The organism is Streptomyces malaysiensis subsp. samsunensis (assembly GCF_024519315.1).
Lineage (GTDB): Bacteria > Actinomycetota > Actinomycetes > Streptomycetales > Streptomycetaceae > Streptomyces > Streptomyces malaysiensis.
The window spans coordinates 16,992-40,747 of the sequence record NZ_JANIIC010000033.1 but is presented as its reverse complement, the minus strand read 5'-3'; the positions used below and the strand labels follow the sequence as shown (position 1 = coordinate 40,747).

The 23,756-nt window shown below is 71.5% G+C and carries 21 protein-coding genes and 1 pseudogene; 13 read left to right on the top strand and 9 right to left on the bottom strand.

The features are described from left to right. Positions 1–108 precede the first annotated feature (108 nt). Both NQU54_RS26225 and NQU54_RS26220 read left to right on the top strand, forming a co-directional pair. On the top strand, positions 109–1,842 hold the full coding sequence (locus NQU54_RS26225) for an AMP-binding protein (RefSeq protein ID WP_257633308.1): 1,734 nt from the start codon (positions 109–111) through the stop codon (positions 1,840–1,842). Positions 1,843–1,915: 73 nt separating this feature from the next. Further along, the gene (locus NQU54_RS26220) at positions 1,916–3,640 is read left to right on the top strand and encodes an AMP-binding protein (RefSeq protein ID WP_257633267.1); all 1,725 of its coding nucleotides are present in this window, start codon (positions 1,916–1,918) and stop codon (positions 3,638–3,640) included. A gap of 158 nt (positions 3,641–3,798) precedes the next feature. Here NQU54_RS26220 and NQU54_RS26215 read toward each other — a convergent pair whose 3' ends face one another. Next, positions 3,799–4,563: a neutral zinc metallopeptidase gene (locus tag NQU54_RS26215; protein WP_257633266.1), complete on the bottom strand. Its 765-nt coding sequence runs from the start codon at positions 4,561–4,563 to the stop codon at positions 3,799–3,801. 123 nt (positions 4,564–4,686) lie between these two features. Further along, entirely contained in the window at positions 4,687–5,391 is a 705-nt protein-coding gene (locus NQU54_RS26210; protein ID WP_257633265.1) for a hypothetical protein, read from the bottom strand. 137 nt (positions 5,392–5,528) lie between these two features. Between NQU54_RS26210 and NQU54_RS26205 the strand changes: the two genes are divergently transcribed. The 5 genes from NQU54_RS26205 to NQU54_RS26185 all read left to right on the top strand — a co-directional run bounded on the left by NQU54_RS26205 (position 5,529) and on the right by NQU54_RS26185 (position 9,506). After that, entirely contained in the window at positions 5,529–5,780 is a 252-nt protein-coding gene (locus NQU54_RS26205) for a hypothetical protein (RefSeq protein WP_069867096.1), read from the top strand. Further along, entirely contained in the window at positions 5,777–6,148 is a 372-nt protein-coding gene (locus NQU54_RS26200; protein ID WP_257633264.1) for a helix-turn-helix domain-containing protein, read from the top strand. Before NQU54_RS26205 ends, NQU54_RS26200 begins: the two co-directional genes overlap by 4 nt. A 133-nt stretch (positions 6,149–6,281) precedes the next feature. Beyond that, positions 6,282–7,151, top strand: a complete 870-nt coding sequence (uraD, locus tag NQU54_RS26195; protein WP_257633263.1) for a 2-oxo-4-hydroxy-4-carboxy-5-ureidoimidazoline decarboxylase — start codon at positions 6,282–6,284, stop codon at positions 7,149–7,151. A gap of 5 nt (positions 7,152–7,156) precedes the next feature. Continuing rightward, complete coding sequence (gene pucL / locus NQU54_RS26190) at positions 7,157–8,038, top strand: factor-independent urate hydroxylase (protein ID WP_257633262.1); 882 nt, start codon at positions 7,157–7,159, stop codon at positions 8,036–8,038. Between the two features lie 97 nt (positions 8,039–8,135). Further along, the gene (locus NQU54_RS26185; RefSeq protein WP_257633261.1) at positions 8,136–9,506 is read left to right on the top strand and encodes an 8-oxoguanine deaminase; all 1,371 of its coding nucleotides are present in this window, start codon (positions 8,136–8,138) and stop codon (positions 9,504–9,506) included. Between the two features lie 117 nt (positions 9,507–9,623). Here NQU54_RS26185 and aceB read toward each other — a convergent pair whose 3' ends face one another. Next, entirely contained in the window at positions 9,624–11,243 is a 1,620-nt protein-coding gene (aceB, locus tag NQU54_RS26180; protein ID WP_257633260.1) for a malate synthase A, read from the bottom strand. Positions 11,244–11,379: 136 nt separating this feature from the next. Then, entirely contained in the window at positions 11,380–11,988 is a 609-nt protein-coding gene (locus tag NQU54_RS26175) for a nucleotidyltransferase family protein (protein ID WP_257633259.1), read from the bottom strand. 275 nt (positions 11,989–12,263) lie between these two features. Between NQU54_RS26175 and NQU54_RS26170 the strand changes: the two genes are divergently transcribed. Then, on the top strand, positions 12,264–12,581 hold the full coding sequence (locus tag NQU54_RS26170) for a DUF5955 family protein (RefSeq protein WP_257633258.1): 318 nt from the start codon (positions 12,264–12,266) through the stop codon (positions 12,579–12,581). A gap of 212 nt (positions 12,582–12,793) precedes the next feature. Here the strand turns inward: NQU54_RS26170 and NQU54_RS26165 are convergent, their stop codons facing one another. Beyond that, positions 12,794–13,573 carry an IclR family transcriptional regulator gene (locus NQU54_RS26165; RefSeq protein WP_257633257.1) on the bottom strand — a complete coding sequence of 260 codons (780 nt, stop codon included), beginning with the start codon at positions 13,571–13,573 and terminating at the stop codon, positions 12,794–12,796. Between the two features lie 106 nt (positions 13,574–13,679). Between NQU54_RS26165 and allB the strand changes: the two genes are divergently transcribed. Both allB and alc read left to right on the top strand, forming a co-directional pair. Next, positions 13,680–14,930 (top strand): allantoinase AllB, encoded by a 1,251-nt coding sequence (allB, locus tag NQU54_RS26160; protein WP_257633256.1) that lies wholly within the window; start codon positions 13,680–13,682, stop codon positions 14,928–14,930. Then, positions 14,927–16,075 (top strand): allantoicase, encoded by a 1,149-nt coding sequence (alc, locus tag NQU54_RS26155; protein WP_257633255.1) that lies wholly within the window; start codon positions 14,927–14,929, stop codon positions 16,073–16,075. The genes allB and alc overlap by 4 nt, the downstream gene beginning before the upstream one ends. A gap of 13 nt (positions 16,076–16,088) precedes the next feature. Here the strand turns inward: alc and NQU54_RS26150 are convergent, their stop codons facing one another. From NQU54_RS26150 to NQU54_RS26140, 3 genes are all read right to left on the bottom strand, one after another. Further along, entirely contained in the window at positions 16,089–19,265 is a 3,177-nt protein-coding gene (locus NQU54_RS26150; protein ID WP_257633254.1) for an NACHT domain-containing protein, read from the bottom strand. A 296-nt stretch (positions 19,266–19,561) separates the two neighbouring features. Further along, entirely contained in the window at positions 19,562–19,720 is a 159-nt protein-coding gene (locus tag NQU54_RS26145) for a hypothetical protein (RefSeq protein ID WP_257633253.1), read from the bottom strand. Between the two features lie 40 nt (positions 19,721–19,760). Next, positions 19,761–20,003, bottom strand: coding sequence for a hypothetical protein (locus tag NQU54_RS26140; protein WP_257633252.1), 243 nt, complete (start codon positions 20,001–20,003; stop codon positions 19,761–19,763). 158 nt (positions 20,004–20,161) lie between these two features. Between NQU54_RS26140 and NQU54_RS26135 the strand changes: the two genes are divergently transcribed. Both NQU54_RS26135 and NQU54_RS26130 read left to right on the top strand, forming a co-directional pair. Beyond that, positions 20,162–21,331 carry a helix-turn-helix domain-containing protein gene (locus NQU54_RS26135; RefSeq protein WP_257633251.1) on the top strand — a complete coding sequence of 390 codons (1,170 nt, stop codon included), beginning with the start codon at positions 20,162–20,164 and terminating at the stop codon, positions 21,329–21,331. A 197-nt stretch (positions 21,332–21,528) separates the two neighbouring features. After that, positions 21,529–21,744, top strand: coding sequence for an EF-hand domain-containing protein (locus NQU54_RS26130; RefSeq protein WP_166484350.1), 216 nt, complete (start codon positions 21,529–21,531; stop codon positions 21,742–21,744). 230 nt (positions 21,745–21,974) lie between these two features. Here the strand turns inward: NQU54_RS26130 and NQU54_RS26120 are convergent. Next, a pseudogene (locus NQU54_RS26120) lies at positions 21,975–22,699 on the bottom strand (SCO6745 family protein); the annotation flags it as partial. Between the two features lie 203 nt (positions 22,700–22,902). Here NQU54_RS26120 and NQU54_RS26115 point away from each other — a divergent pair. Further along, positions 22,903–23,733, top strand: coding sequence for an AIM24 family protein (locus NQU54_RS26115; RefSeq protein WP_093701013.1), 831 nt, complete (start codon positions 22,903–22,905; stop codon positions 23,731–23,733). The last annotated feature ends 23 nt before the right edge of the window (positions 23,734–23,756 follow it).

The following is a 23,756-nucleotide window of genomic DNA, read 5'->3' as shown; positions in this document are numbered from 1 at the left end:
GCCACCTCCCGCATCCAGCGCCACCCCCGTCCGGGGGTAGTGAGACTCAGATCACCCGTCGCACGATGCTAGCGAGCGGTACGCCATTCAGGAGGACAAGTGACAGCAATGAATCCGTCCCACGACTTCCGCGCGGCACGGGACTTCCTGCTCGGCCACCGCGAGGACTACACGGCGGCGTACGAGGGGTTCGGCTGGCCACGCCCGGAGCGGTTCAACTGGGCCCTGGACTGGTTCGACGGGATCGCCGCGCGGAGCGGCGACCGCGCCGCACTGCACATCGTCGAGGAGGACGGGAGCGAGATCCGCCTGACGTTCGAGGCGCTGCGCCGCCGCTCCAACCGGGCCGCGAACTGGCTGCGCGACCGGGGCGTCCGGGCCGGTGACCGCATCGTGGTCATGCTCGGCAACCAGGTCGAGCTGTGGGAGACCGCGCTGGCCGCGATGAAGCTGCGCGCCGTGGTCATCCCCGCCACGCCGCTGCTCGGCCCGCTCGACCTCGCCGACCGCATCGAGCGCGGTCGGGCGGGTCATGTGATCGTCCGGGCCGGGGACACCGGCAAGTTCGCGGGCGTGGCGGGCGACTACACCCGGATCGCGGTCGGCGGCGCGTCCGCGGGCTGGCTCGCCTACGAGGACGCCGGAACCTCGGCCGTCCCGGCGGACATCACCGCGAACGGCCCGGCGGCCATCACAGCGGATGCCACCGGCACCGACGACCCCTTCGTCCCCGGTGGCCCCACCCTCGCCACCGACCCCCTGATGCTGTACTTCACCTCCGGCACCACCGCCCGCCCCAAGCTGGTCGAGCACACTCACATCTCGTACCCGATCGGACATCTGTCGACGATGTACTGGATCGGGGTCCGGCCGGGCGACGTCCACCTCAACATCTCCTCCCCCGGATGGGCCAAGCACGCCTGGTCGAATCTCTTCGCCCCCTGGAACGCCGAGGCCACCGTCTTCGTCCACAACTACACGCGCTTCGACGCCACCCGTCTGATGGCCGAGATGGACCGCTGCGGCATCACCACCTTCTGTGCCCCGCCCACCGTCTGGCGGATGCTCATCCAGGCCGATCTCACCTTGCTGCGCACCCCGCCCCGTGAGGCCGTCGCCGCGGGCGAGCCGCTCAACCCCGAGGTCATCGAGCATGTGCGGCGCGCCTGGGGGGTGACCATCCGGGATGGTTTCGGCCAGACCGAGACCGCCGTTCAGGTGGCCAACAGCCCCGGACAGCCGCTCAAGCCCGGTTCGATGGGGCGGCCGACCCCCGGGTTCCGGGTCGCCCTGCTCGATCCGGTCACCGGCCGGCCCGGCGACGAGGGCGAGATCTGCCTGGACCTCACCGGCCCCGAGGGCCGCCCCGTCGGCCTGATGACCGGCTACGAGGGCGATGAGGAGCGCACCGCCGAGGCCACCGCGGGCGGCTACTACCGCACCGGGGACATCGGTTCGCGCGACGCCGACGGCTACATCACCTACATCGGCCGCGCCGACGACGTCTTCAAGGCGTCCGACTACAAGATCTCACCGTTCGAGCTGGAGAGCGCGCTGCTGGAGCACGAGGCGGTCGCGGAGGCCGCCGTCGTCCCGGCCCCCGATCCGGTGCGGCTCGCCGTGCCGAAGGCGTACATCGTGCTCGCGGAGGGCTGGGAGCCCGGCCCGGACACCGCGAAGACGCTGTTCGCGCACTCCCGCGCGGTGCTCGCGCCGTACAAGCGGATCCGCCGATTGGAGTTCGCCGACCTCCCCAAGACGGTTTCCGGGAAGATTCGCCGGATCGAGCTGCGTGAACGCACGGCACAGGGGGGCGGTATCGAGTTTCATGAGGAGATCTGATGACTGACGCTCATATGATGACCCACCCTCACGAACGTGAAGGCGTACGTGAACGTGAACACAAGGAGCTCCCATGACCGACCTGACCTCCGACCCACCGAGCTCAGCCGGGCTCTCCTACGCCAGCGGACCCAGTGACCTCCCGCTGCTCGGCGAGACCATCGGCACCGCCCTGGGCCGCGCCGTCGAGCTGTACGGCGAGCGCGAGGCGCTCGTCGACATCCCCTCCGGCCGACGATGGACCTACGCCGAGTTCGGCCGGTCGGTCGAGGAGGTCGCGCTCGGGCTGATGGCCAAGGGGGTCGCCAAGGGCGACCGGGTCGGTATCTGGGCCATCAACTGCCCCGAATGGGTGCTGTTGCAGTACGCCACCGCCCGCATCGGCGCCATCATGGTCAATATCAACCCCGCGTACCGCGTCCATGAGCTGCGGTACGTACTCCAGCAGGCCGGAATCTCGGTCCTGGTCTCCTCCACCGCGCACAAGACCAGCGACTACCGCCGGATGGTCGAGCAGGTGCGGTCGGCCTGCCCCGCGCTGCGCGATGTCATCTACATCGGCGACCGGACCTGGGACGGTCTGGTGCGCGCCGGAGCCGATGTGGCCCCCGGGCGGCTGGCCGAGCGGGAGGCCCGGATCGGCTGCGACGACGCGGTCAACATCCAGTACACCTCCGGTACCACCGGCTTCCCCAAGGGCGCCACCCTCTCCCACCACAACATCCTCAACAACGGCTTCTTCGTGGGGGAGACCGTCCGCTACACCTCCGCGGACCGGATCTGTGTGCCGGTGCCCTTCTACCACTGCTTCGGCATGGTGATGGGCAACCTCGCGGCCGCCACCCACGGCGCCTGCGTGGTCATCCCCGCCCCCGGCTTCGACCCCGTCGCCACCCTGGCCGCCGTCGAACGGGAGCGCTGCACCGCGCTGTACGGCGTCCCCACCATGTTCATCGCCGAGCTGGCCCTGCCGGACTTCGCCACCTTCGACCTCAGCTCGCTGCGCACCGGGATCATGGCCGGATCGCCCTGCCCGGTGGAGGTGATGCGGCGGGTGGTCGCCGAGATGCACATGGAGGAGGTGTCCATCTGCTACGGCATGACCGAGACCTCACCGGTCTCCACCCAGACCAGGCCCGATGACGAGCTCGTACGCCGTACCTCGACCGTCGGCCAGGTGATGCCGCATGTCGAGGTCAAGATCGTCGACCCGGCGACCGGGGCGACCGTGCCCCGCGGCACCCGCGGTGAGCTGTGCACCCGCGGCTACTCGGTGATGCTCGGCTACTGGCAGGAGCCCGAGCGGACCGACGAGGCGATCGACTCGGCGCGCTGGATGCACACCGGCGACCTCGCGGTGATGGACGGAGAGGGATACGTCCAGATCGTCGGCCGGATCAAGGACATGATCGTCCGTGGTGGGGAGAACGTCTATCCGCGGGAGATCGAGGAGTTCCTGCACACCCACCCCAAGATCGCGGATGTGCAGGTGGTCGGCGTACCGGACGAGAAGTACGGCGAGGAGATCCTGGCCTGCGTGATCCTGCGCGAGGGCGCCAGGACCCTCACCCGCGATGAGCTCTCCCGCTTCTGCCGGGGACGCCTCGCCCACTACAAGGTCCCCCGCTATCTGCGGCTCATGGACGCCTTCCCGATGACGGTCAGCGGCAAGGTCCGCAAGGTCGAGCTGCGCGAGGCGGCCGCCCGGGAGCTGCTGCCCGAAACCCGGTCCGGGGCCGATCCGGCCAGATCGGAAACGCCGGTCGAGCGGGCCGAACCCCAGGCCGCGCACCACTGATGAGATGCGGGCCCCTCTGTCACAGCAGGGGCCCACAACCCCGCGCCGGGAACCGCCGCCCGTCACCCGCGCCCGGGAAACGCCGCCCGTCACCGGGCCGCTGTCATTCCCTGCCCGTCACCGGACCCTGTCACCGGCCGCCCCCACGCCGCTGCCCGTCACTGGATGACGTTCGGCAGGCAGGACTTCACCCCCGAGCGCGCGCCACGGCTGAAGTAGGAGACTCGCTGGGAGGCGTCGCCGTGGTCGGCGATATCGGTCCACGGGGTCCTGTCGGCGAGTGCGGTCAGGGCGTCCGCCAGCTCCTCGGTGTCGCCCTCCTCGAAGGTGAGCGTCCCGTCCTGCGCGGCGCCGAAGAGGACCGCCCCGGCCAGGCAGTCGGCCTGGAGCTCACGGGCCAGGTCGACCAGGCCCGCGTCCAGACGGTTCTGGACGGCGTGGCCCCACTCATGGGCGATCACCAGATAGACCCAGGCGTCGCCCCGCGCATGGCCCCAGCGCATCAGATCCATGTCCCACGCTATGTAGTCGCCGTCCGGGCAGTAGACGGCGTTGTCGTCGGGGAGGGGCTCGCTGCCGCACACCGGGGTGCCGGGGGTGTCGCCGTCGTAGGCCCCCAGGAGCCGGGGCGGGTTGTAGCCGCCGGTGAACAGCTGCGGCCAATGGGTCCGCCAGTAGGTGTTGGTGACGGAGACCGCCGCGTCGATGTCCTCCTCCACGCTCTTTCCACCGTCGCCTCCGGTGCCGTCGCCGCCGGTGGCGCTCGTGGGCGGGGCGGGTGTGCCGGACGGGGGCCCGGGTGCGGCCGAGGAGCTCTCCGCCGTGGGCGGCGGCTCGTCGCCGCCTGCGCAGCCGGTCACCAGAAGGAGGGTCAGTGCGGCGATGGGCGCGGCCCATGACCTCGGGTACCACGGAACAGCCATCGTGCGGCCTCCGGCCGGTCGAGCGGATGGGACGGGTGAACGGTGGAGGGCGGCCCCTCAGCGGCCCCTCAACGGCCCCTCAGCGGAAGCGTTCCCCGGTCATGAGCACAAGTGCCGACGGGGTCAGCCGTCCGGCGGCCCCATCCGGATCAGCACGTCCGCCGGGTCGTTGACGGGCTGCGGGGTGCCGGTCAGATCCATGATGAACAGCGGCAGGTGCAGCGCGTCGGCGCGCGCCCGCGCCTCCCGCGCGTAGCCCGCGCGCGAGAAGAAGACGCTCATGGCCGACTTCTGGAGCCCGTTCAGCCACAGGCACTCGATGTCCCGCAGTTCGGTGGGGCGGGTGGTCGGATCGACCTGGGCGACCACGCCCGTCCCGTAGAGGTCCACCCCGGAGGCGGCCCGGTCGTCCGAGGGCCGCAGACTGTGGAAGCCGAGCCACTTCAGATACTGCGCGGCGGCGGTGACCGCGTCCCGCGCCGTACGGATCGTCACCGGCCGGAACGCCGGGCGCCGCACCACCGCGCCGCCGAGTCCGGCCGCCGCACCCAGGCCGGCCAGGGGCGGCGCGACGGCCACGGGCACGCGGACCACCGCGCCGCAGTCGCAGCCCAGCTCCGGCCGCGGCCAATGGCCCTGGCGGCCGCAGGACGGGCAGTTCACCGCCACCCAGAGGTTCTCCCAGGTACGGTGGCCGAGCTCCTCCGGGGTGCCGTCGCGGAGGACGGGCAGGGTGACCGGCGCACCGCACGCACAGGGGAAGGTGGGCGGTGTGAACGACTGCTCGCGACGGCACGCGGGACAACGCACCGGCACGTTGTCTGTCATCGGGCGCTCCGAGGAGGAAGGGCGGACGGGGTATCCGTCCATGCTCCCCGAAGCGGGCCGCCGCCGGGAGGGACTTGGGCGTTCGGTCCCCCGTAGTGGGGGCGCCGTGTTACGGCGTGACGCAGTAGGTTGGCGGCGTGAGATTGAGGGTTGAGTTCACCACCGAACCGTTCGACCTCGACGAGGTGCCGCCGCACGCGGTGGCGGCCCGCGAGACCGTTCAGGCCGCCGCGCTGGACACCGTCGACGTCGGCCCCTTCGGCAACACCGCCGAGGGCGGGGCGGAGGCGGTGCTGGAGGCCGTGGACCGGCTTCTGCGCAGTTCCCTCGAAGCCGGTGCCACCCGGATCTCGCTCCAGGTCAATGTCATCGGGGAGGCCGAGGCGTGAGCGTACCGGCCGACCACCCCTTCGCCGCCGCGGTGAAACCGCTCGTGGACGCCATGGGCGGCGAGCTGATCGCCCCGGACCGGGCCCGGGGGGACGATGTGGTGCTCTCCTGGGAGGGCCGCCCGGTGGTGGCCGTAAGGCTGCCGCATCTCTCGGACTCGCTCGACCGCATCCTCGCCGACCTCCAGCGCCGCCACGGTGTGCCGCTGTCGGCCCTCGACCGCAAGACCAAGCAGTCCGTCGTCCGCCATCTCGAACAGCGCGGCGCCTTCTCCGTGCGCCACGGCGTGGAAACGGTCGCCGGGGCCCTCGGGGTGAGCCGCTTCACCGTCTACAACTACCTCAACCGCGAGAAGAGCGGGGAGTGACCTGAGCCGGTACGCGCCCCTCGCGTACCCCCTACTGCGTACCCCCGCTACGGAGCGACCGGCGGGGCTCCCGTTACGCCGATTTTTCAACAAAGCGTTGACGCCCGGCGAGGGAGCCTCCTAGCTTGCGAGAGTGACTTCCAGTGCTCCGCCGGGGCTGGCCCGGTTCAACGCGGTGGACGACCCGGACGCCGCCGCGACGCTGCGTACGGTGTGCGCCAGCCGGACCTGGGGCGCCGCCCTGGCGGGCGGGCGGCCGTACGCGACGGTCGGGGAGCTGCTCGACGCCTCCGACGCGGCCATGACCGGGCTCACCGCCGCCGACCTGGCCGAGGCGATGGCCGCGCATCCGCCCATAGGACGGCCGGCGCCGGGCGACGCCGCCTCGGCACGGGAGCAGAACGGCGTGCGGGACGCGGAGCGCGCGGAGCTGCTGGAGCTGAACCTCGCCTACCAGGAGCGCCATGGCCATGTCTTCCTGATCTGCGCCACCGGCCGCACCGGCGAGGAGATGCTGGCCGCGCTGCGCGAGCGGATCCACCATGACGCCGACACCGAGCGCGAGATCGTCCGCACCGAACTGGGAAAGATCAATCGCATCCGGCTGACCCGGCTGGTGGAAACCCTTTCAGGCCCCGCGGGCCCCGGCGGAAGGAGAGCGGCGATGGCGAGCGGCGCCACATCCGTGTCCACCCACATCCTGGACACCAGCATCGGCCGCCCCGCCGTGGGGGTGGTCGTCGAGCTGGCCGTCCGCTCGGGGCCCGGTGCGGAGTGGACGGCGCACGCCGACTCCCTCACCGACGCCGACGGGCGCTGCACGGATCTGCCCGCCCTCCCCGAGGGCACCACCCACGCACGGCTGCGCTTCGAGACCGGGCCGTATCTGACCCACGCCTTCTTCCCGGAGGTCGCGGTCGCCTTCGCCGTCGAGCCGGGTGAGCACTACCACGTACCGCTGCTGCTCACCCCGTTCGGCTACTCCGTCTACCGAGGGAGCTAGCACCGATGCCCACGCTCGGCCAGAACCAGTACGGCAAAGCCGAAACCCGCGTCGTCCGGGTGGTGCGCGACGGCGCCGTGCACCACATCAAGGACCTCAGCGTCTCGGTGGCCCTGTCCGGGGAGATGGACGCGGTCCACCTCTCCGGCAGCAACGCCAATGTCCTGACGACCGACACCACCAAGAACACCGTGTACGCCTTCGCCAAGGAGCACGGCATCGACACGGCCGAGGAGTTCGGCATCCGGCTGGCCCGCCACTTCGTCACCGGCCAGGAGTCCATCCACCGCGCCCGCGTCCGCGTCGAGGAATACGCCTGGGAGCGGATCGAGACCGCCGGGAGCGCCCAGCACTCCTTCGTCCGGCGCGGCCAGGAGGTCCGCACCGCCCAGATCGGCTATGACGGCGAGTGCTGGGAGGTGATCTCCGGGCTCACCGGCCTCACCGTCCTGAACACCACGGACTCCGAGTTCTGGGGCTATGTCAAGGACAGGTACACCACGCTCCAGGAGGCCCACGACCGCATCCTCGCCACCGATGTGCACGCCCGCTGGCGCTACGGCTGGAGCGATGACACCCGGCCGATGCCGGACTGGGACCACGGCTATGGCGAGGCGCGCGGCCATCTGCTGAGCGCGTTCGCCGAGACCTACTCCCTCTCGCTCCAGCAGACGCTCTACCAGATGGGCGCGCGGGTGATCGAGCGCTGGCCCGAGATCGACGAGATACGGCTCTCGCTGCCCAACAACCACCACTTCCTGGTCGATCTCGAACCCTTCGGCCTCACCAACGACAACGAGGTCTACTTCGCCGCCGACCGGCCGTACGGGCTCATCGAGGCCACCGTGCTGCGCGACGGCGTCGAGCCCCGGATCCCCACCGACTGACAGACCCCCGCCGACCGACCGCGATCCCCGCCGACCGACCGGATTCCCACCCACCGACCGCGACCCCCGACACCGACCCGACGGAAGGCCACGCTCCGTGAACCGCATCGTCATCGAGAACTGCGCCGTCGCCACCGTGGACGCCCAGGACACCGAGTACGCGTCCGGCCATGTCGTCGTCGCGGGCAACCGCATCGAGTCGGTGGGCGAGGGGCGCGCGCCGGAGGGGCCGGCGGGCGTCGTCCGCCGGGTGGACGGTACGGGGCATCTGGTGACCCCGGGCCTGGTCAACACCCATCACCACTTCTACCAGTGGCTCACCCGCGGCCTCGCCCAGGACAGCAACCTCTTCGACTGGCTGGTGGCGCTCTACCCCGTCTGGGCGCGGATCGACGAGCCGATGGTCCACGCGGCGGCCCGCGGCTCGCTCGCCATGATGGTGCGCGGCGGGGTCACCACCGCCATGGACCACCACTACGTCTTTCCGCGTGAAAGCGGCGATCTGCTGGGCGCCGAGATCCGGGCGGCGCGCGAACTGGGGGTGCGGTTCACCGCCGCCCGCGGCTCCATGGACCTCGGCGCCTCCGACGGCGGACTGCCGCCGGACTTCGCCGTGGAGTCCACCGAGGAGGCGCTGGCCGCCACCGAGAAGGCGATCGACACCCACCACGACCCGGGGTTCGACGCCATGCTGCGGATCGCGGTCGCGCCCTGCTCGCCCTTCTCCGTCTCCACCGAACTGCTCCGCGAGTCCGCCGCGCTGGCCCGCCGCAGGGGCGTACGGCTGCACACCCACGGCTCGGAGACGGTGGAGGAGGAGAAGTTCTGCCATGAGCGGTTCGGGATGGGGCCGACCGACTACTTCGAGTCCACCGGCTGGCTGGGCGAGGACGTGTGGATGGCCCACTGCGTCCATATGAGCGACACCGATATCGAGGCGTTCGGCCGTACCGGCACCGGGGTGGCCCACTGCCCCTCGTCCAACGCCCGGCTCGCCGCCGGGATCGCCCGCGTCCCCGATCTGCTCGCCGCGGGCGTACCGGTGGGCCTGGGCGTGGACGGCACCGCCTCCAACGAATCCGGTGAACTCCACACCGAACTGCGCAACGCGCTGCTGGTCAACCGGCTCGGCAGCCACCGCGAGAAGGCGCTGACCGTCCGTCAGGCGCTGCGCCTGGGCACCTACGGCGGTGCCCGGGTGCTCGGCCGCCAGGACCAGATCGGCTCGCTGGAGCCGGGCAAACTGGCCGACCTGGTGCTGTGGAAGCTGGACGGCCTCGGCCACTCGTCGATCGCCGACCCGGTCGCGGCCCTCGTCCTCGGCGCCCCCGCCCCGGTGACCTTGTCGCTGGTGAACGGCGCCCCGGTGGTGGAGTCGGGCCGGCTGCTCACCGTGGACGAGGACGAGATCGCACGGGAGGCGCGCGCCGAGGCGCGCCGCCTGGCCCGTATCGCGGAAGGCGACTGACCGCAGCGGAGCGCGCCGCGCTCCCGGCTCCACACCCCGTGACGATCAGGGCCCGGACCGTACGCCCCCACGGTCCGGGCCCTTCCGCGTACGGGACGCGCGTACGGGGACGGCGGCTCAGTCCAGCAGCTCGTACGCGGGCAGCGTCAGGAACTCGGTGTAGTTCTCGTCCAGCGCGACCCTCAGCAGCAGATCGTGCGCCTGGCTCCACCTGCCCGCCGCGAAGGCGTCCTCGCCGACCTCCTCGCGGATCGCCGCCAGCTCCTCGGCGGCGACCTCACGGACGAGATCGGCCGTCGCCTTCTCGCCGTTCTCGAAGACGATCCCCGCGTTGACCCACTGCCAGATCTGGGAGCGGGAGATCTCGGCGGTGGCCGCGTCCTCCATCAGGTTGAAGATCGCGACGGCGCCGAGGCCGCCCAGCCACGCCTCGATATAGCGGATGCCGACCTGTACGGCGTTGCGCAGGCCGTTGTGCGTGGGCCTGGCGTCGAGCGAGGCGATGTCGATCAGCTGGGCCGCGGTGACCCGGACGTCCTCGCGCAGCCGGTCCTTCTGGTGCGGCCGGTCGCCGAGGACCGCGTCGAAGGAGGCGCGGGCGACCGGGACCAGATCCGGATGGGCGACCCACGAGCCGTCGAAGCCGTCGTTCGCCTCACGGTCCTTGTCGGCCTTGACCTTGTCGAACGCCACGGCGTTGACCTCGGGGTCGCGGCGCGAGGGGATGAAGGCCGCCATGCCGCCGATCGCGTGCGCGCCGCGCTTGTGGCAGGTGCGGACGAGCAGTTCGGTGTAGGCGCGCATGAACGGGGCGGTCATGGTGACCGCGTTGCGGTCCGGGAGGACGAAACCGGGGCCGCCGTCGCGGAAGTTCTTGACGATGGAGAAGAGATAGTCCCAGCGGCCCGCGTTGAGCCCGGAGGCGTGGTCGCGGAGCTCGTAGAGGATCTCGTCCATCTCGTACGCCGCCGTGATCGTCTCGATCAGAACGGTGGCGCGGATCGTCCCTTGCGGAAGGGAGAGGTGGTCCTGTGCGAAGACGAAGACGTCGTTCCACAGGCGGGCCTCGAGATACGACTCGGTCTTGGGGAGATAGAAGTACGGCCCCTTGCCCTTGGCGAGCAGACGGCGGGCGTTGTGGAAGAAGTACAGCCCGAAGTCGACGAGGGCGCCGGGGACGGGGCTGCCGTCGGCGGCCCGCAGATGGCGCTCGTCGAGGTGCCAGCCGCGCGGCCGGGTCACGACGGTGGCCAGCAGGTCGTCGGGCAGCAGTGTGTAGCTCTTGCCCTCGGGGGAGGTGAAGTCGATCCGGCGCTCATAGGCGTCGATCAGATTCAGCTGGCCGCCGATCACATTCGCCCAGGTGGGGGCGGAGGCGTCCTCGAAGTCGGCGAGCCAGACCTTGGCGCCCGAGTTGAGGGCGTTGAGGGTCATCTTGCGGTCGGTGGGACCGGTGATCTCCACCCGGCGGTCCTCGAGGGCGGGCGGTGCGGGCGCGACGCGCCAGTCGGGGTCGTCGCGGATGTGGGCGGTCTCCGGGAGGAAGTCCAGGCTGCTGGTGCGGGCGATCTCGGCACGGCGCTCCGCGCGGCGCGCGAGCAGCTCGTCCCGGCGCGGGGTGAAGCGGTGGTGCAGCTCGGCCAGGAAAGCCAGGGCCGCCTCGGTCAGCACCTCTCCCTGACGCTCCAGCGGCTCGGCGTCGACGATGGTCAGCGGGGACGGCGCTGATGCGGACATGGGCGCTCACTCCTTAGGCGAGTCTCGGTTGGACGCTCGCGATGCTTCTGTGTTGTGGATAGTAAGTTTCCCATAGTGGAAGTTCAATCTTCTGTTGAACCGCCTCGTGCTGATCCGCCTCGTCCGCCGGTGACCCTCACTCCAACAGCGTCAAGTCCTCGGGGGTGTCGATGTCGTCCGGACGGGCGATATCCGAGCAGTCGACGAGCGTGATCGCGGACTGGTGCGCCCGCAGATAGGCGCGTGCCCCCCGGTCGCCCACCGCACTCGCCGTGATGTCTCCCCACCGGTCCGCGCCGAACAGCACCGGATGCCCCCGCTCCCCGTCGTACGCGGCGGCCGCCAGGGTCGACGGCGAGCGGTACGCGGCCACGACCCGCGCCACGGCCTCGGCGCCGATCCCCGGCTGGTCCACCAGCGCGACCAGCGCCGCCCCCGCGCCCGTACCGGCCAGTGAGCCGAGCCCGGCCCGCAGCGAGGAGCCCATGCCCTCCGCCCAGTCGGGGTTGTCCACCAGCACGCACCCGGGCAGCCTTGCCCGCTCCCGTACGGTCTCCGCCCCGGCGCCCAGCACGATGTGCACCGGCGCGCAGCCGCCCGCCAGCAGCGCGTGCGCCGCGTGTTCCACCAGCGGCCGCCCCCGATGCGTCAAAAGTGCCTTGGGCCGCCCGCCCAGCCGCCGTCCGCCCCCCGCCGCCAGTACGATCCCGGCGACCTGCGCGGACTCCTCCGAAGTGCGATCCATGGCCCCTGCATACCGCACCCGAGGGCCGAGCGGGGGCTTCATCCCAGCCGGTCTGATTTTCGCTCTCCGTATAGCGCGTCGTGCACTGAGTGGCGTTAACTGATCCGCGGCCCCTTGTGTCCGAATCCACGTGAGGTGGAGGGTTGGGGCGGCCATGCGGGAGAGGGGGCAGGGTCGTGCGAGATGGCGCGAGGGGGAGAAGGGCAGTGTTGGCCAACGATGGCGCGAGGCTCCGGGGCGAACCCGGAGCCTTGTCAGTGGAGGGCGCCGCAGTCGTGGAAGCCAGGCGAGTGGCGGGCACCGATGACGATCCGAGGACGGGCGAGCTGCGCCGTGCCGTGGCCCGGCTCAGGCGCGATCTCGCCGCCCACCCGGCGGAATTACCGGACCGGGCGATCGCGGACGACGAGCTCGCCTCGCTCGACGCCATGGCCCGCACCGGCGCCCCCGAGCTGCACCGACTGCGCCGCTCACTGCTCCTCATCGCGGGCGCCCTGGGCTCGGTCAGCGCCCTGGGCCCCGCCCTGACGAGCGTCCGCGCGGCGATCGACCAGTTCGGAAACGTTCCGCAAGCGGGCAGAGGAAGAGACTGACCGGGCAGGCCGGGCAGTCCCGCGCACGCCCGCGGTCGGCCCGGCCCGAGCCTGTGGCGTTCCCGCGGGTCGCCCGCGCTCGCGCCATGGGCCGCGTGCGTCGAACGTGACGTCGGGCTGCCCGGCGGTGGTTCCGGTCGGGCATTCGGCCCCGGGCCCGCCGCGAGGGCCGCGCCTCATCGAGCCGAGCGGTTCAGCGGTCCCCTCCGCCGTCAGGCGGCCAGCGCTCCGGACAGCTCGGCCGCGACCTCCTGGAGGATCGGCACGATCTCCTGCGTGGCCTCGTCCGTCACCCGGCCCGCCGGGCCCGAGATGGAGATGGCCGCCGGTGCGGGGGAGTCGGGCACCGGGACCGCGAGGCAGCGCACGCCCATCTCCTGCTCGTTGTCGTCCACCGCGTAGCCCTGTTCGCGTACCTGCCGCAGCGCGTCGAGGAACACCTCCGGCGAGGTGATCGTCTTCTCGGTCGCCGCGGGCATACCGGTGCGGGCCAGCAGGGCGCGCACCTCCTCGGGGGGCGTGTCCGCCAGCAGCGCCTTGCCGACGCCCGTGGTGTGGGGCAGCACCCGCCGCCCGACCTCGGTGAACATCCGCATCGAGTGGCGCGAGGGCACCTGCGCGACGTACACCACCTCGTCGCCGTCCAGCAGCGCCATGTTCGCCGTCTCGCCGGTCTCCTCCACCAGCCGCGCCAGATACGGCCGCGCCCAGGTGCCCAGCAGCCGGGACGAGCTCTCGCCGAGCCGGATCAGCCGGGGCCCGAGGGCATAGCGGCGGTTGGGCTGCTGGCGGACGTAGCCGCAGGCCACCAGGGTGCGCATCAGCCGGTGAATGGTGGGCAGCGGCAGCCCGCTGCTGGTGGAGAGCTCGCTCAGCCCGACCTCGCCCCCGGCGTCGGCCATCCGCTCCAGCAGATCGAAGGCGCGCTCCAGGGACTGGACGCCACCGGATCCGGCGGTGGTGGCGGCGGTCTTGGACTCGGCGGACGGCACGTCGGTGTTCCTTTCCCAGCGGTCGGCACCGGCCCGCACACGGTGACGATCCGCTGCCGACCGGCCACGGGCAGCCTACCGGTCCCGGGCGACGCCCACAGCGGGCTTGCGCTCGCGGTCCGCGCCGGTCACGGCGGGTGACGGCGCGCGGGTCGAGGACCTCGGCGACGACGTCCTCCTCCCCGGCCTCGTCGACACCCACGTCCATGTCAACGACCCCGGCCGCACCGCATGGGAGGGGTTCGCCTCCGCCAGCCGAGCCGCCGCGGCCTGCGGCGTCACCACCCTGGTCGACATGCCGCTCAACAGCATTCCGCCCACCACGACCGTCGCCGCCCTGGAGGCCAAACGGGCGGTCGCCCGGCGCTCGGCCCATGTCGACATCGGCTTCCGGGGCGGCGCGGTGCCCGGAAACGTCCCGGCCCTGCGCTCCCTGCACAACGCGGGCGTCCTCGGCTTCAAGGCGTTTCTGCCGCCCTCCGGCGTGGACGAATTTCCGCCACTCGCACCCGACCGGCTCGAGACCGCCCTCCGTGAGATCGCGGGCTTCGGCGGGCTGCTCATCGTCCACGCCGAGGACCCCCGCCTCATCGACGGCGCGCCACCGCCCACCGGCCCCCGCTACGCCGACTTCCTCGCCTCACGCCCGCGCGCCGCCGAGCACGAGGCCATCGCGCGCCTCATCGCACTCGCCCCCGCGCTCGACGCCCGCGTCCACGTGCTGCACCTGTCGTCCGCCGACGCCCTGCCGCTGATCGCCGAAGCCCGCCGCGAGGGCGTCCGGATCACCGTGGAGACCTGCCCGCACTTCCTGACCCTCACCGCCGAGGAAGTGCCCGACGGCGCCACGGAGTTCACATGCTGTCCGCCCATCAGGGAGGCCGCCGACCAGGACGCGCTGTGGGCGGGCCTGGCGGCCGGGGAGATCGACTGCGTCGTCTCCGACCACTCGCCCTGTACGGCCGACCTCAAGGTCGGCGACTTCGGGCGGGCCTGGGGCGGCATCTCCTCGCTCCAGCTCGGGCTCCCCGCCGTCTGGACGGCGGCCCGGCGGCGCGGCCACACCCCGCACGACGTGGCCCGCTGGATGTCCACCGGCCCCGCCGCGCCCGTCGGTCTCGACCGTAAGGGCGCCATCGAGGCCGGGCGCGACGCCGACTTCGCGGTCCTCGCCCCCGACGAGACCTTCACCGTCGACCCCGCCGCCCTCCATCACCGCAACCAGGTCACCGCCTACGCGGGCAGGACGCTGCACGGCGTCGTACGGTCCACCTGGCTGCGCGGCCGGAAGATCGCCGACCATGGCGCGCCGACCGAACCCACCGGCCGACTCATGGAAAGGCAGGCCCGCCCATGACCGCGCCGATCCCCCGCTTCACCGGCGACGCCGCCCCGTACGGCGGTGGCGACCCGTACGCCGACTACCGGACCGCCGACCTCCCCTTCACCCACCTCGTGGACCTGGCCGACCGGCGGCTCGGCGGCGGCGTGATCGCGGCCAACGACGAGTTCTTCGCCGAGCGCGAGAATCTGCTGAAGCCCGAAACCCCGCGCTTCGACCCCGAGCTCTTCGGCCACAAGGGCAAGGTCATGGACGGCTGGGAGACCCGGCGGCGGCGCGGCGCCTCGGCCGATCACCCGCATCCGGCCGAGGACGACCACGACTGGGCCCTGATCCGCCTCGGTACGCCCGGGGTGATCCACGGCATCGTCGTGGACACCGCGCACTTCCGCGGCAACCACCCGCGGGCGGTGAGCGTCGAGGCGACGGCGGTGGACGGCGCCCCGTCCCCCGAGGAACTCCTCGCCGACGACACCGCCTGGACCGAACTCGTCCCCCGTACCCCGATCGGCGGCCACGCGGCCAACGGCTTCCCCGTCCCCGTCCGCCGCCGCTTCACCCACCTCCGCCTTAAGCAGCACCCCGACGGCGGCATCGCCCGCCTCCGCGTCCACGGCGAGGTCGCCCCCGACCCGGCGTGGCTCACCGCCCTCGGCACCTTCGACCTGGTCGCCCTGGAGCACGGCGGCACGGCCGAGGACGCCTCCGACCGCTTCTACTCCCCGCCCGCCAACTCCATCCGGCCGGGCCGCTCCCGCAGGATGGACGAGGGCTGGGAGACCCGCCGCCGCCGCGACACGGGCCACGACTGGGTCCGCTACCGCCTCGCCGCCCAGGGGGCCGTCCGCGCCGTGGAGATCGACACCGGCTGCTACAAGGGCAACGCGCCGGGGTGGGCGACGCTGTACGGCCTCGACGCGACGTCCGGCGCGGACCCGGCCGACCCCACGGCACCGGCCTGGACCGAACTCCTGCCCCGCACCCGCCTCCAGCCCGACACGGTCCACCGCTTCCTCCTCGACGCGGCCCCACCGGTGACCCACGTCCGCATCGACATCCACCCGGACGGGGGCGTGGCCCGGCTACGGCTGCACGGCTCGCTGACCGAGGACGGCGCGCGGCGGCTGGCGGCGCGCCATGCGGAGCTGAGCGGGGTCTGAGCGTTGTCTCCCCTCACCGGTAGCAGAGGCGGATGCCGGGGCCGAGCTGTTCGGTCCCGGTGACGGTCTGCGTGGTGCCCACCTCGATGGTGAGCCGCGTCGGGGCCGTGCGGCCGGCCAGAGGCGAGAGGTCCAGGGGGCCGGGGTCCGGCCCGTGGCACTCGCCGAAGAATACGGAGCGCAGAGAGTCGATACCGTTCAAAGCGCCGATGTCGGCCGGAAAAGCGCAGCGGTAGAAATTCAGCTCCTGGACGCGTACGGACGCGGACAGGACGGGGAAGCCCTCGGACAGATCGAAGCCGCTCAGCCGCAGCCACCGCAGGCCGCTCGGCGCGGAAAGGTCTGCGAGGTGCAGCGGACTCCCCGAGCCCTCCAGGTTCAGTTTCTGAACCGGCGGCAGCTGGTGGAGAAAACTCAGGTCGGGGTTGTGGGGGAGGGCGCCCAGGCCGAGCGAGGTCAGCTTCTCCGGAAGCGGGATATCGGCGATGGGCGGGAGGGCGGCCCAATGGGTGAGCTGCAATTCCTCGAGGTGGGTGAGGGCTCCCAGCGGGGAGGCGTCCTCGAGGGCGATGTCTCCGACGATCGAGAGGACGGTGAGCTGGGGATGAGCGGTGAGCGGGCTGAGATCGTTATGGCTCCTCAGCTGTGAGATCGACAGCCAGGAGAGTCCCGGGAAATCCGCGAGGGCTGCGAGACCCTCGGTGAGCGGATGGTTGATCCATATCTTCCGCATCGACCGCAGCTCCCTGGCCGAGGGCCACTGGCTGGGATGGGAAAGGGTCAGCGTGACGTCTTCCAAGGAACACTTGGCGAGCACGCGCCGGGCGTACTCCTCCGGGTCGAAATACTCCCAGACGTCGGCGAGTTCCTTCTCCGCTTCGGCATGCCCGGCCTCCGCGTAAGCGGCCAGCAGATCGAGCGCTCTCCCGCCGCCGATGAGCGCGGCGGTGCGCACGGAGGTCCTGGCGGCCGTCCCGCTCAGACCGTCCAGTGAACGCGGCAGCCGACGCAGCACTGGATCCCCCACCACGGCCAGCGATATGACGTCCTTACGGCGCCTCGGCGGCACCAGCGACCCCAGGGCGTCGTCCAGCCGTTCGGTGAGTTCGGAAGGCACCGATTCCATCGTCTCCAGACAGGACGCCGCCAGCAGCCGCAGCCCGCGCGCATGGCGGCGCTCGGCCTCGGCGCGCTCCAGAATGCCGGTGATCAGCTCCTGCCGCTGGCTGCGGTTGGCGTGTCCGGCGGCCATGATGATGGTCTCCCGCCAGGTGTCCAGATGGGACCGCTCGATGAGATTGCCGATGCGGTCCTCCTCCGCCGCCTCCTCGGCCGCCAGGTACTCCTGGAAGCTGCGGTGCAGGAAGTCGATGCGGTCCTCGGCGGGGACGCGCAGCACCCCCGAACGGGACACCAGATGATCCAGGACCTCCTCGCCCCCGTCGTCCAGGTGACGCATCGACGCCACCTTGGTCGTGACGTGGGCGAGGGCCTTCTCCGTGGCGATCTCAGTGCGGTTGTTGTCCGAGAGCCGCCACGCCAGATCTCGCAGCAGACACAGCTTGTCCGTCAGGCTGAGCTGCACATCCAGCGCGCTGGGCACCCCGCGCTCCGCGTCCCGGCGCTGCACCAGCAGCTCCAGGGCGATGCGGTACAGCTCCATGCGGTTGCGCGGCAGCCGCCGACGCCGTCCCAGGTGTAGTGCGCACAGCAGGGCCGCCAGCAGGGGGCTCGCGGCGAGCGCCCGCAGATGCGGGCGGTCCTGGAGAGCGGTCAGCAACGCCCGCTCGTAGTGCGGCAGTTCCTCCGGGGCGCACGGCAGCTCGCCGCCCTGGGCGCCCACCGCCTGGTGCCACTGCTGGACGAACGCCCGCAGATCCGCGGGGGTCATCCGCTCCAGTCCCACCGGGGCGAAGCCCTCCGCGCGCAGCCAGTCGCCGCGGGCGGCGGTCGGGCGGGAGGTCACCACCGTACGGCTGTCCGGGTAGGCGCTGAGCAGCAGCCGGAGCCACTCCCTGACCCCGCGCCGCTCCGCCGCGACGAGTTCGTCCACCCCGTCGACGAGCAGCAGCACCCGCCCCGCCTGGAACGCGCGGTCCACCCACGCCCGGGGCATATGGCCGGTCAGCGGCCCCGCCGTGGCGTCCAACAGCTCCTCCGGGCGCGGCAGGTCACGAGAGGCGTAATGCCGCAGTTTGACCAGGACGGGGACAAGTCCGTTCCAGTCGGCCAGGTCCCCGCCGAACGCGCCGCGCGCCGCCGTGACGGCCAGCCAGTTGAGCAGAGTCGTCTTGCCGGAACCCGCCTCGCCGCGCAACAGCACCCGCGGCGACTCCTTCAATGCCGCCTCCACCCGTACGTTCGCCGACAGCTCGTGCTCCGCGCCGCCCCACGAACCGATGCCCGTCCGCAACCGGTGGTCGGGTCCGCCCGACGACCTCCGCGCCGCCCGCCCCTCCGCATCCGTGCTGACCCGCAGACTGATGTAGGCGACGGACAACTTGGTGCGCGGGGCCTGACCGGCCGTGAAGCTGAACAGCTCCACCTCGTCCAGGGTGCGGCTGAGGAACTCCAGGTACTCCCTGCGGAAGGCTTCGTCCTGATCCGCCCCCTGCGGCGCGTACAGCGATCTGACCGGGAGCCGTTCCAGCACCCGGCTCAGCTCGGGGCCGAGCTCGCCCACCCGCCCCAGCAGTTCGGCGATCCCGCGCTCGGTGAAGACCGGGAGCCGCTGAAGGATCCGCACATAGCAGTCGCAGCACTCGGCCAGCACCAGCTCGTAGAAGTGCGTGGCCGCCTCGCCCAGACCGGCGGGCGGGGGAGCGGAGGCCCGCACCCGGCGGGCGAGCTCGGCGGGGTTGGCGTCGGACCCGAGGATCGCCCCGTCGGACAGGTCCGCGCGACCGAAGGCCGCCGTCACGGCGTCGAGCGCCGCCTGCCGCCCGCCCTCCTCCAAGTCCCGGAACTCATGCCCGCACATCGGCTCCAGCCGCGCCGCGACCGCGTCCGCGATCTGCTCGAACTGCCGCTCCACGCCCCGCTGCGCCCGCAGCCCCGGCACCCGCCGCCGGACCAGGGCGGACATCTCCATCCGGCTCTCCTGCTCGCGCCGACGCGGTTCGAGCCATAACCGCACGACGCGGGTCGCGACCGTCCGCCCGAGATTGATGGCGGCTGCCTCAGCGCTCACTCCGCACCCCCCTTTCTGGGCGCACCACTCTGACACCGATCCGGCTCCGGCCGGCCATCGCCGCCTGCTGGCCCGGCGGATCCCGGTTCAACCGGATTGGGCTCCCCGCAGAGAAAGTGGCGGACTTCGAGCCCCCTGAGCAGGGTAGCGATGAGGGCCACTTGGCGGATGGGCCGCGAAGTTCTTGACCGCCGAGCCGGACCACTTCTGAGCCGAGCCGGACCAAGTGCCGGACGGCGTGCTGCTGCTGGAACGTACCGAGCCCCGTTCTGCTCGGGGTGGGGCTCGGCTTCTGGTCAGTCGGCGTCGGGCTCTCGCACCAGCAGTTCATCACCGGCCGGAAAGCGGGCGGCTCCGTTCTCCTCCCAGGTGACCACGACGGCCAACCCGCCCATAGGTCCCCGGTCGACCCTGGCTGTCCTGACCGTGCGCCACTTGCCCTCGTAGCCGATCACGTCCCCGGGCTGATCAGGGCAGCCCGCTTGGTGGGGTGGTTTAACCGTTCTCGTCGGCGGGCTTGATGCGGTTCAAAGGAGCCTCCCACTCAAGGCCACCTCCCCTCGGCCGCATGAATGCTGTTTGGCTGAGCAGCTTTCCGGTCCCCTTGACGCGCTCCTCGATCACGCCCTGCAGCTCGCCCGTGCGTCCGGTCTCGACGTCTTCGACAAGTGTGCCCTTTGGGTACGGCAGATCGCCGTGGCTGAGTACCGTCGGTGGCTTCTCTTCTGTCTGTGCCATGACCCCTCGTCCCACCTGTGCATACGTTTCTCACACAAGAGAACTGCCGCCGTGCAAAGGGAACTTGCACACCGCTTGCACAAGGCGCAAGCGCACGAGTGCTGAGAGTGAGACGATGGATCAGAGGTAACGCCAGTCGAGTGGGGAAGACGCATACCATGAGCGTGACCAAGATTCCCGGGCCCGGTGCGAATGTGGCTGTCTGCCGCAAGACGCGCGGCTTCAGTCAGGTTGCCCTCGCCCGGCGTGCAGGCGTGTCCGTCTCGCTGCTCAGCAAGATCGAGGTGGGCGACCGCGCGCTGACCCAGGGCATTGCCGCCGCTCTCGCTCAGGCGATGGGGCTGACGCTGGATGAGCTGCTGGGTACGGCCCCCGTCGAGCGCACCGACGAGAACAGCCTTGCCGCCCTCAATTACGCCATCCGGCGATTCGACATCCCCGACACGCCGCCGTCACACCCTGAGGACCTTCCGCGCGAGCTGGCCGAGCTGAACGAGCACCGCCACCGGACCGAGCTGTCGGCGGTCCTCCAGAAGCTGCCCGGCGTGCTGGCCGACGCGACCAACTACGCGCACGCCACCCAGTCGCCCGACGCCTGGACCCGCGTCGCCGACACATACTCGGTGGTCTACTGGCTGGCCGCCCGCCACCGCTGGATGCACCTCGCCGAGCTTGCCGTCATGAAACAGCGGCTGGCCGCCGAGCGTGCACACCCCATCGCGGCCACGGTGGCCGCCCGGGACGAGGCCGGAGCGTTCCTGAACTCCGGAGACTTCGCAGGCGGGTTGGCGATCGTGGACCGTGCTGTTGTTGAGGCCGAGTCGACCTTGCGAGGCCGTGATCGCGCGTACGGCCTGGGCATCCTGCACCTGCGCGGGCTGACGTTGGCCGGTCGGATCAAGGACAAGGCAACCGCCGGACGGCACATCGCGGCAGCGTGGCAGGTGGCCGAGGAGTTCCCCGAGGACATCAAGGACCACGGCATCCACTTCGGGCCCGAGAACACCGCCGTGCATGTCATTTCGACGGCCTCTGACATGGAGGACTACCGCGAGTCTCTCAACACGGCGGATGACCTGATCCGGGGTGGGGTGACGCTTCCGGCCACGCGCGTTGGTCCGCTGTACATGAACATCAGCCGGTCGAAGCTCGCCCTGGGGGACCGTGACGGGGCTCTCGAATCGCTCGAAGCGGCTTGGGGTGTCGCGCCGGAGATGGCCCGGGTGCACCCGACCAGCCAAGAGCTGATGCGCGTGCTGACCTCGCTGCACCGCCGCAGCAACCCGCGCCTTACGAAGCTGGCCAAGCGGGCGGGCGTGCCCTTCTGAACCATCGGGGGAGTTCCCGGTCCGCCGAGGTGATGCGGCTGATGACCGGCTCGAAGATCGCGGTGGACGAAATCCATGAGCTGCTGGCGCAGCTCATCGGCCCCGGCGTCGCGTCCCGCTTCGGCGTGCTGTAGGCGATCAGTGCGCAGTAGCATCGCACAACATCCAGCGAGGAAAGGCGAGCTCACGTTGTGGACATGAAAGCGGCCGCGCGCAAGGTCTTTGATGCATACGACCTCGATGCCGACGGGCAGATAACCGCCAAGGAATACCAGCAGGTCGTCGCCGAGCTGCGCGGCGAGCACCTCACCGACGAGCAGGCGCAGCGATTCATCGACGTACTCGATACGGACGGCGACGGCACGATGTCGTTCGAGGAGTTCTGGGCCCCAATGCAGGGCGTCGCGGACTGACGGTGGCGGGTGAGCACCGACCTGCGTGACGATGTGCAGGTCGGCGGGGTGCGGGTGCAGCGCGTCCCTGATCAGTTCATTGACGGCCGCCGGTCCGTAGAAAATGAGGGCCGCCCCCTGGCGTGATCCGCTCACCCCGTCGGCTTCGGGAGCCCGATCGGGTTGGGGAAGCGCAGGGCGGTGGCGCAGGCGGTGGCCAGGGGGGTGAGCAGACGGACCAGGGTCGTCACCTGCTCGGGGGCCAGGGGGCGCCAGGGGCGTTCCGCCGCCCGGTCCGTGGCGGTCTCGGCCGTGCGGAGGAGCTCGTGTGCGGCCTCCGTCGCTGCTCCGTCCGGCGCGAGCAGGCCGCGGTCGGTCAGCCGCCGGGTGGCGGCCTCCCACTCCTGGTCGGTCCAGCCGCGGTGGGCTGGAGCTCGGTGCGCAGGAGGTCCATGGCGGAGCGCAGGACGAGGGCCTCGCAGCCATCGAGACCGGCGGCTACGAGGGCCGCCACATGGCCGTCGCCGCGGTGCTCGCGCAGCAGGGTGGTCGCGTGCCACAGCCGCTCGACGGGTTTGTCGGGGAAGTCCAGTGCGCCGTTCGCGGCGGCCAGCGGCCGGCCGGAGCCGTCCAGGCCCGCCGCGCGGGGGACCAGTGCCTCGGCGGCGCGCTCCACCTCGCGCTCGTGCCCGGCGAGCAGCCGGGCGAGGGTGGCCGCGGCGCCCGCGCGGCGGAGCTCCAGGGCCCGCTCGGGGGCGGCCAGCGACCAGATGTCGGGCAGGGCGCGGGCGACCATGGCGGGCGCGAAGCTGAAGAAGGCCGCCACGACGGGCTCCGGCCCCACCGGTCCGAGCGGTGCGGCACGGCCCGCGAAGTAGCCGCGCCAGAAGCCGCGGAGCCCGGCGTCCTCGTACGCGGCCCTGGCCTCGGGGGCGAAGTACGCGACCGCGTGGATCGGCTCGTAGAGGGCCCACATCGTGCGGGCGGTCGTCGCGGCGCTGGTGTTCATCGCCATCCTCCCTGCTCCCTTCGGCGTCGACCCGGGGCCGGATCACGACCGGCATTGTGCCAAGCTCACGGAACCTGGTGGACCGGGTCGGACGTTGACCCGGATGTCCGGTTATGACGCCACCTGACGGCACCTGGCACCACCTCACGCGACCTTCGAGGAGATTGGCTGTGACCCTGCGGCAAGAGATCGTCGGCAACGCCATGCAGATGGCGGTCTGCACCCTCCAGCCGGGGCAGACCGTCTACTGCGAGGCCGGGAAGTTCCTGTTCAAGACGGCGAACGTGACGATGGAGACCCGGCTGTCCGGACCCGGCGGGGGCGGCGGCCAGGCCGCCGGGGGCAATGGCGGGAGCGGTGGGGGCGGCGGGATGGGCGGGATGCTGCGCCAGGCCATGGGCACCGCCATGCAGGTGGGGCAGCGTGCGCTGGCCGGGGAGTCGCTGGCGTTCCAGTACTTCACCGCCACCGGCGGCGAGGGCACCGTCGGCTTCGCGGGGGTGCTGCCCGGCGAGATGCGGGCGCTGGAGCTGGACGGGACACGGGCCTGGTTCGCGGAGAAGGACGCCTTCGTGGCGGCCGAGTCCACCGTGGAGTTCGGGATCGCCTTCCAGGGCGGGAAGACCGGGCGCAGCGGCGGCGAGGGGTTCATCTTGGAGAAGTTCACCGGGTACGGCACCGTGATCATCTGCGGTGCGGGCAACTTCATCGACCTCAACCCGGCCGACTTCGGCGGCCGCATCGAGGTCGACACGGGCTGCATCGTGGCCTTCGAGGAAGGCATCCAGTACGGCGTGGAGCGCATCGGCGGGCTCAACCGCCAGGGGCTGATGAACGCGGTCTTCGGCGGTGAGGGGCTGTCCCTGGCCACGCTGGAGGGCAATGGACGGGTGATCCTCCAGTCGCTCACCATCGAGGGCCTGGCGAACGCCCTGAAGAAGGCCCAGGGCGGCGACAAGCAGGGGCCGACGGGCGGAATGTTCTCCACCCACGCGGGGTGACGAGACCCACGCGGGGTGAGGAG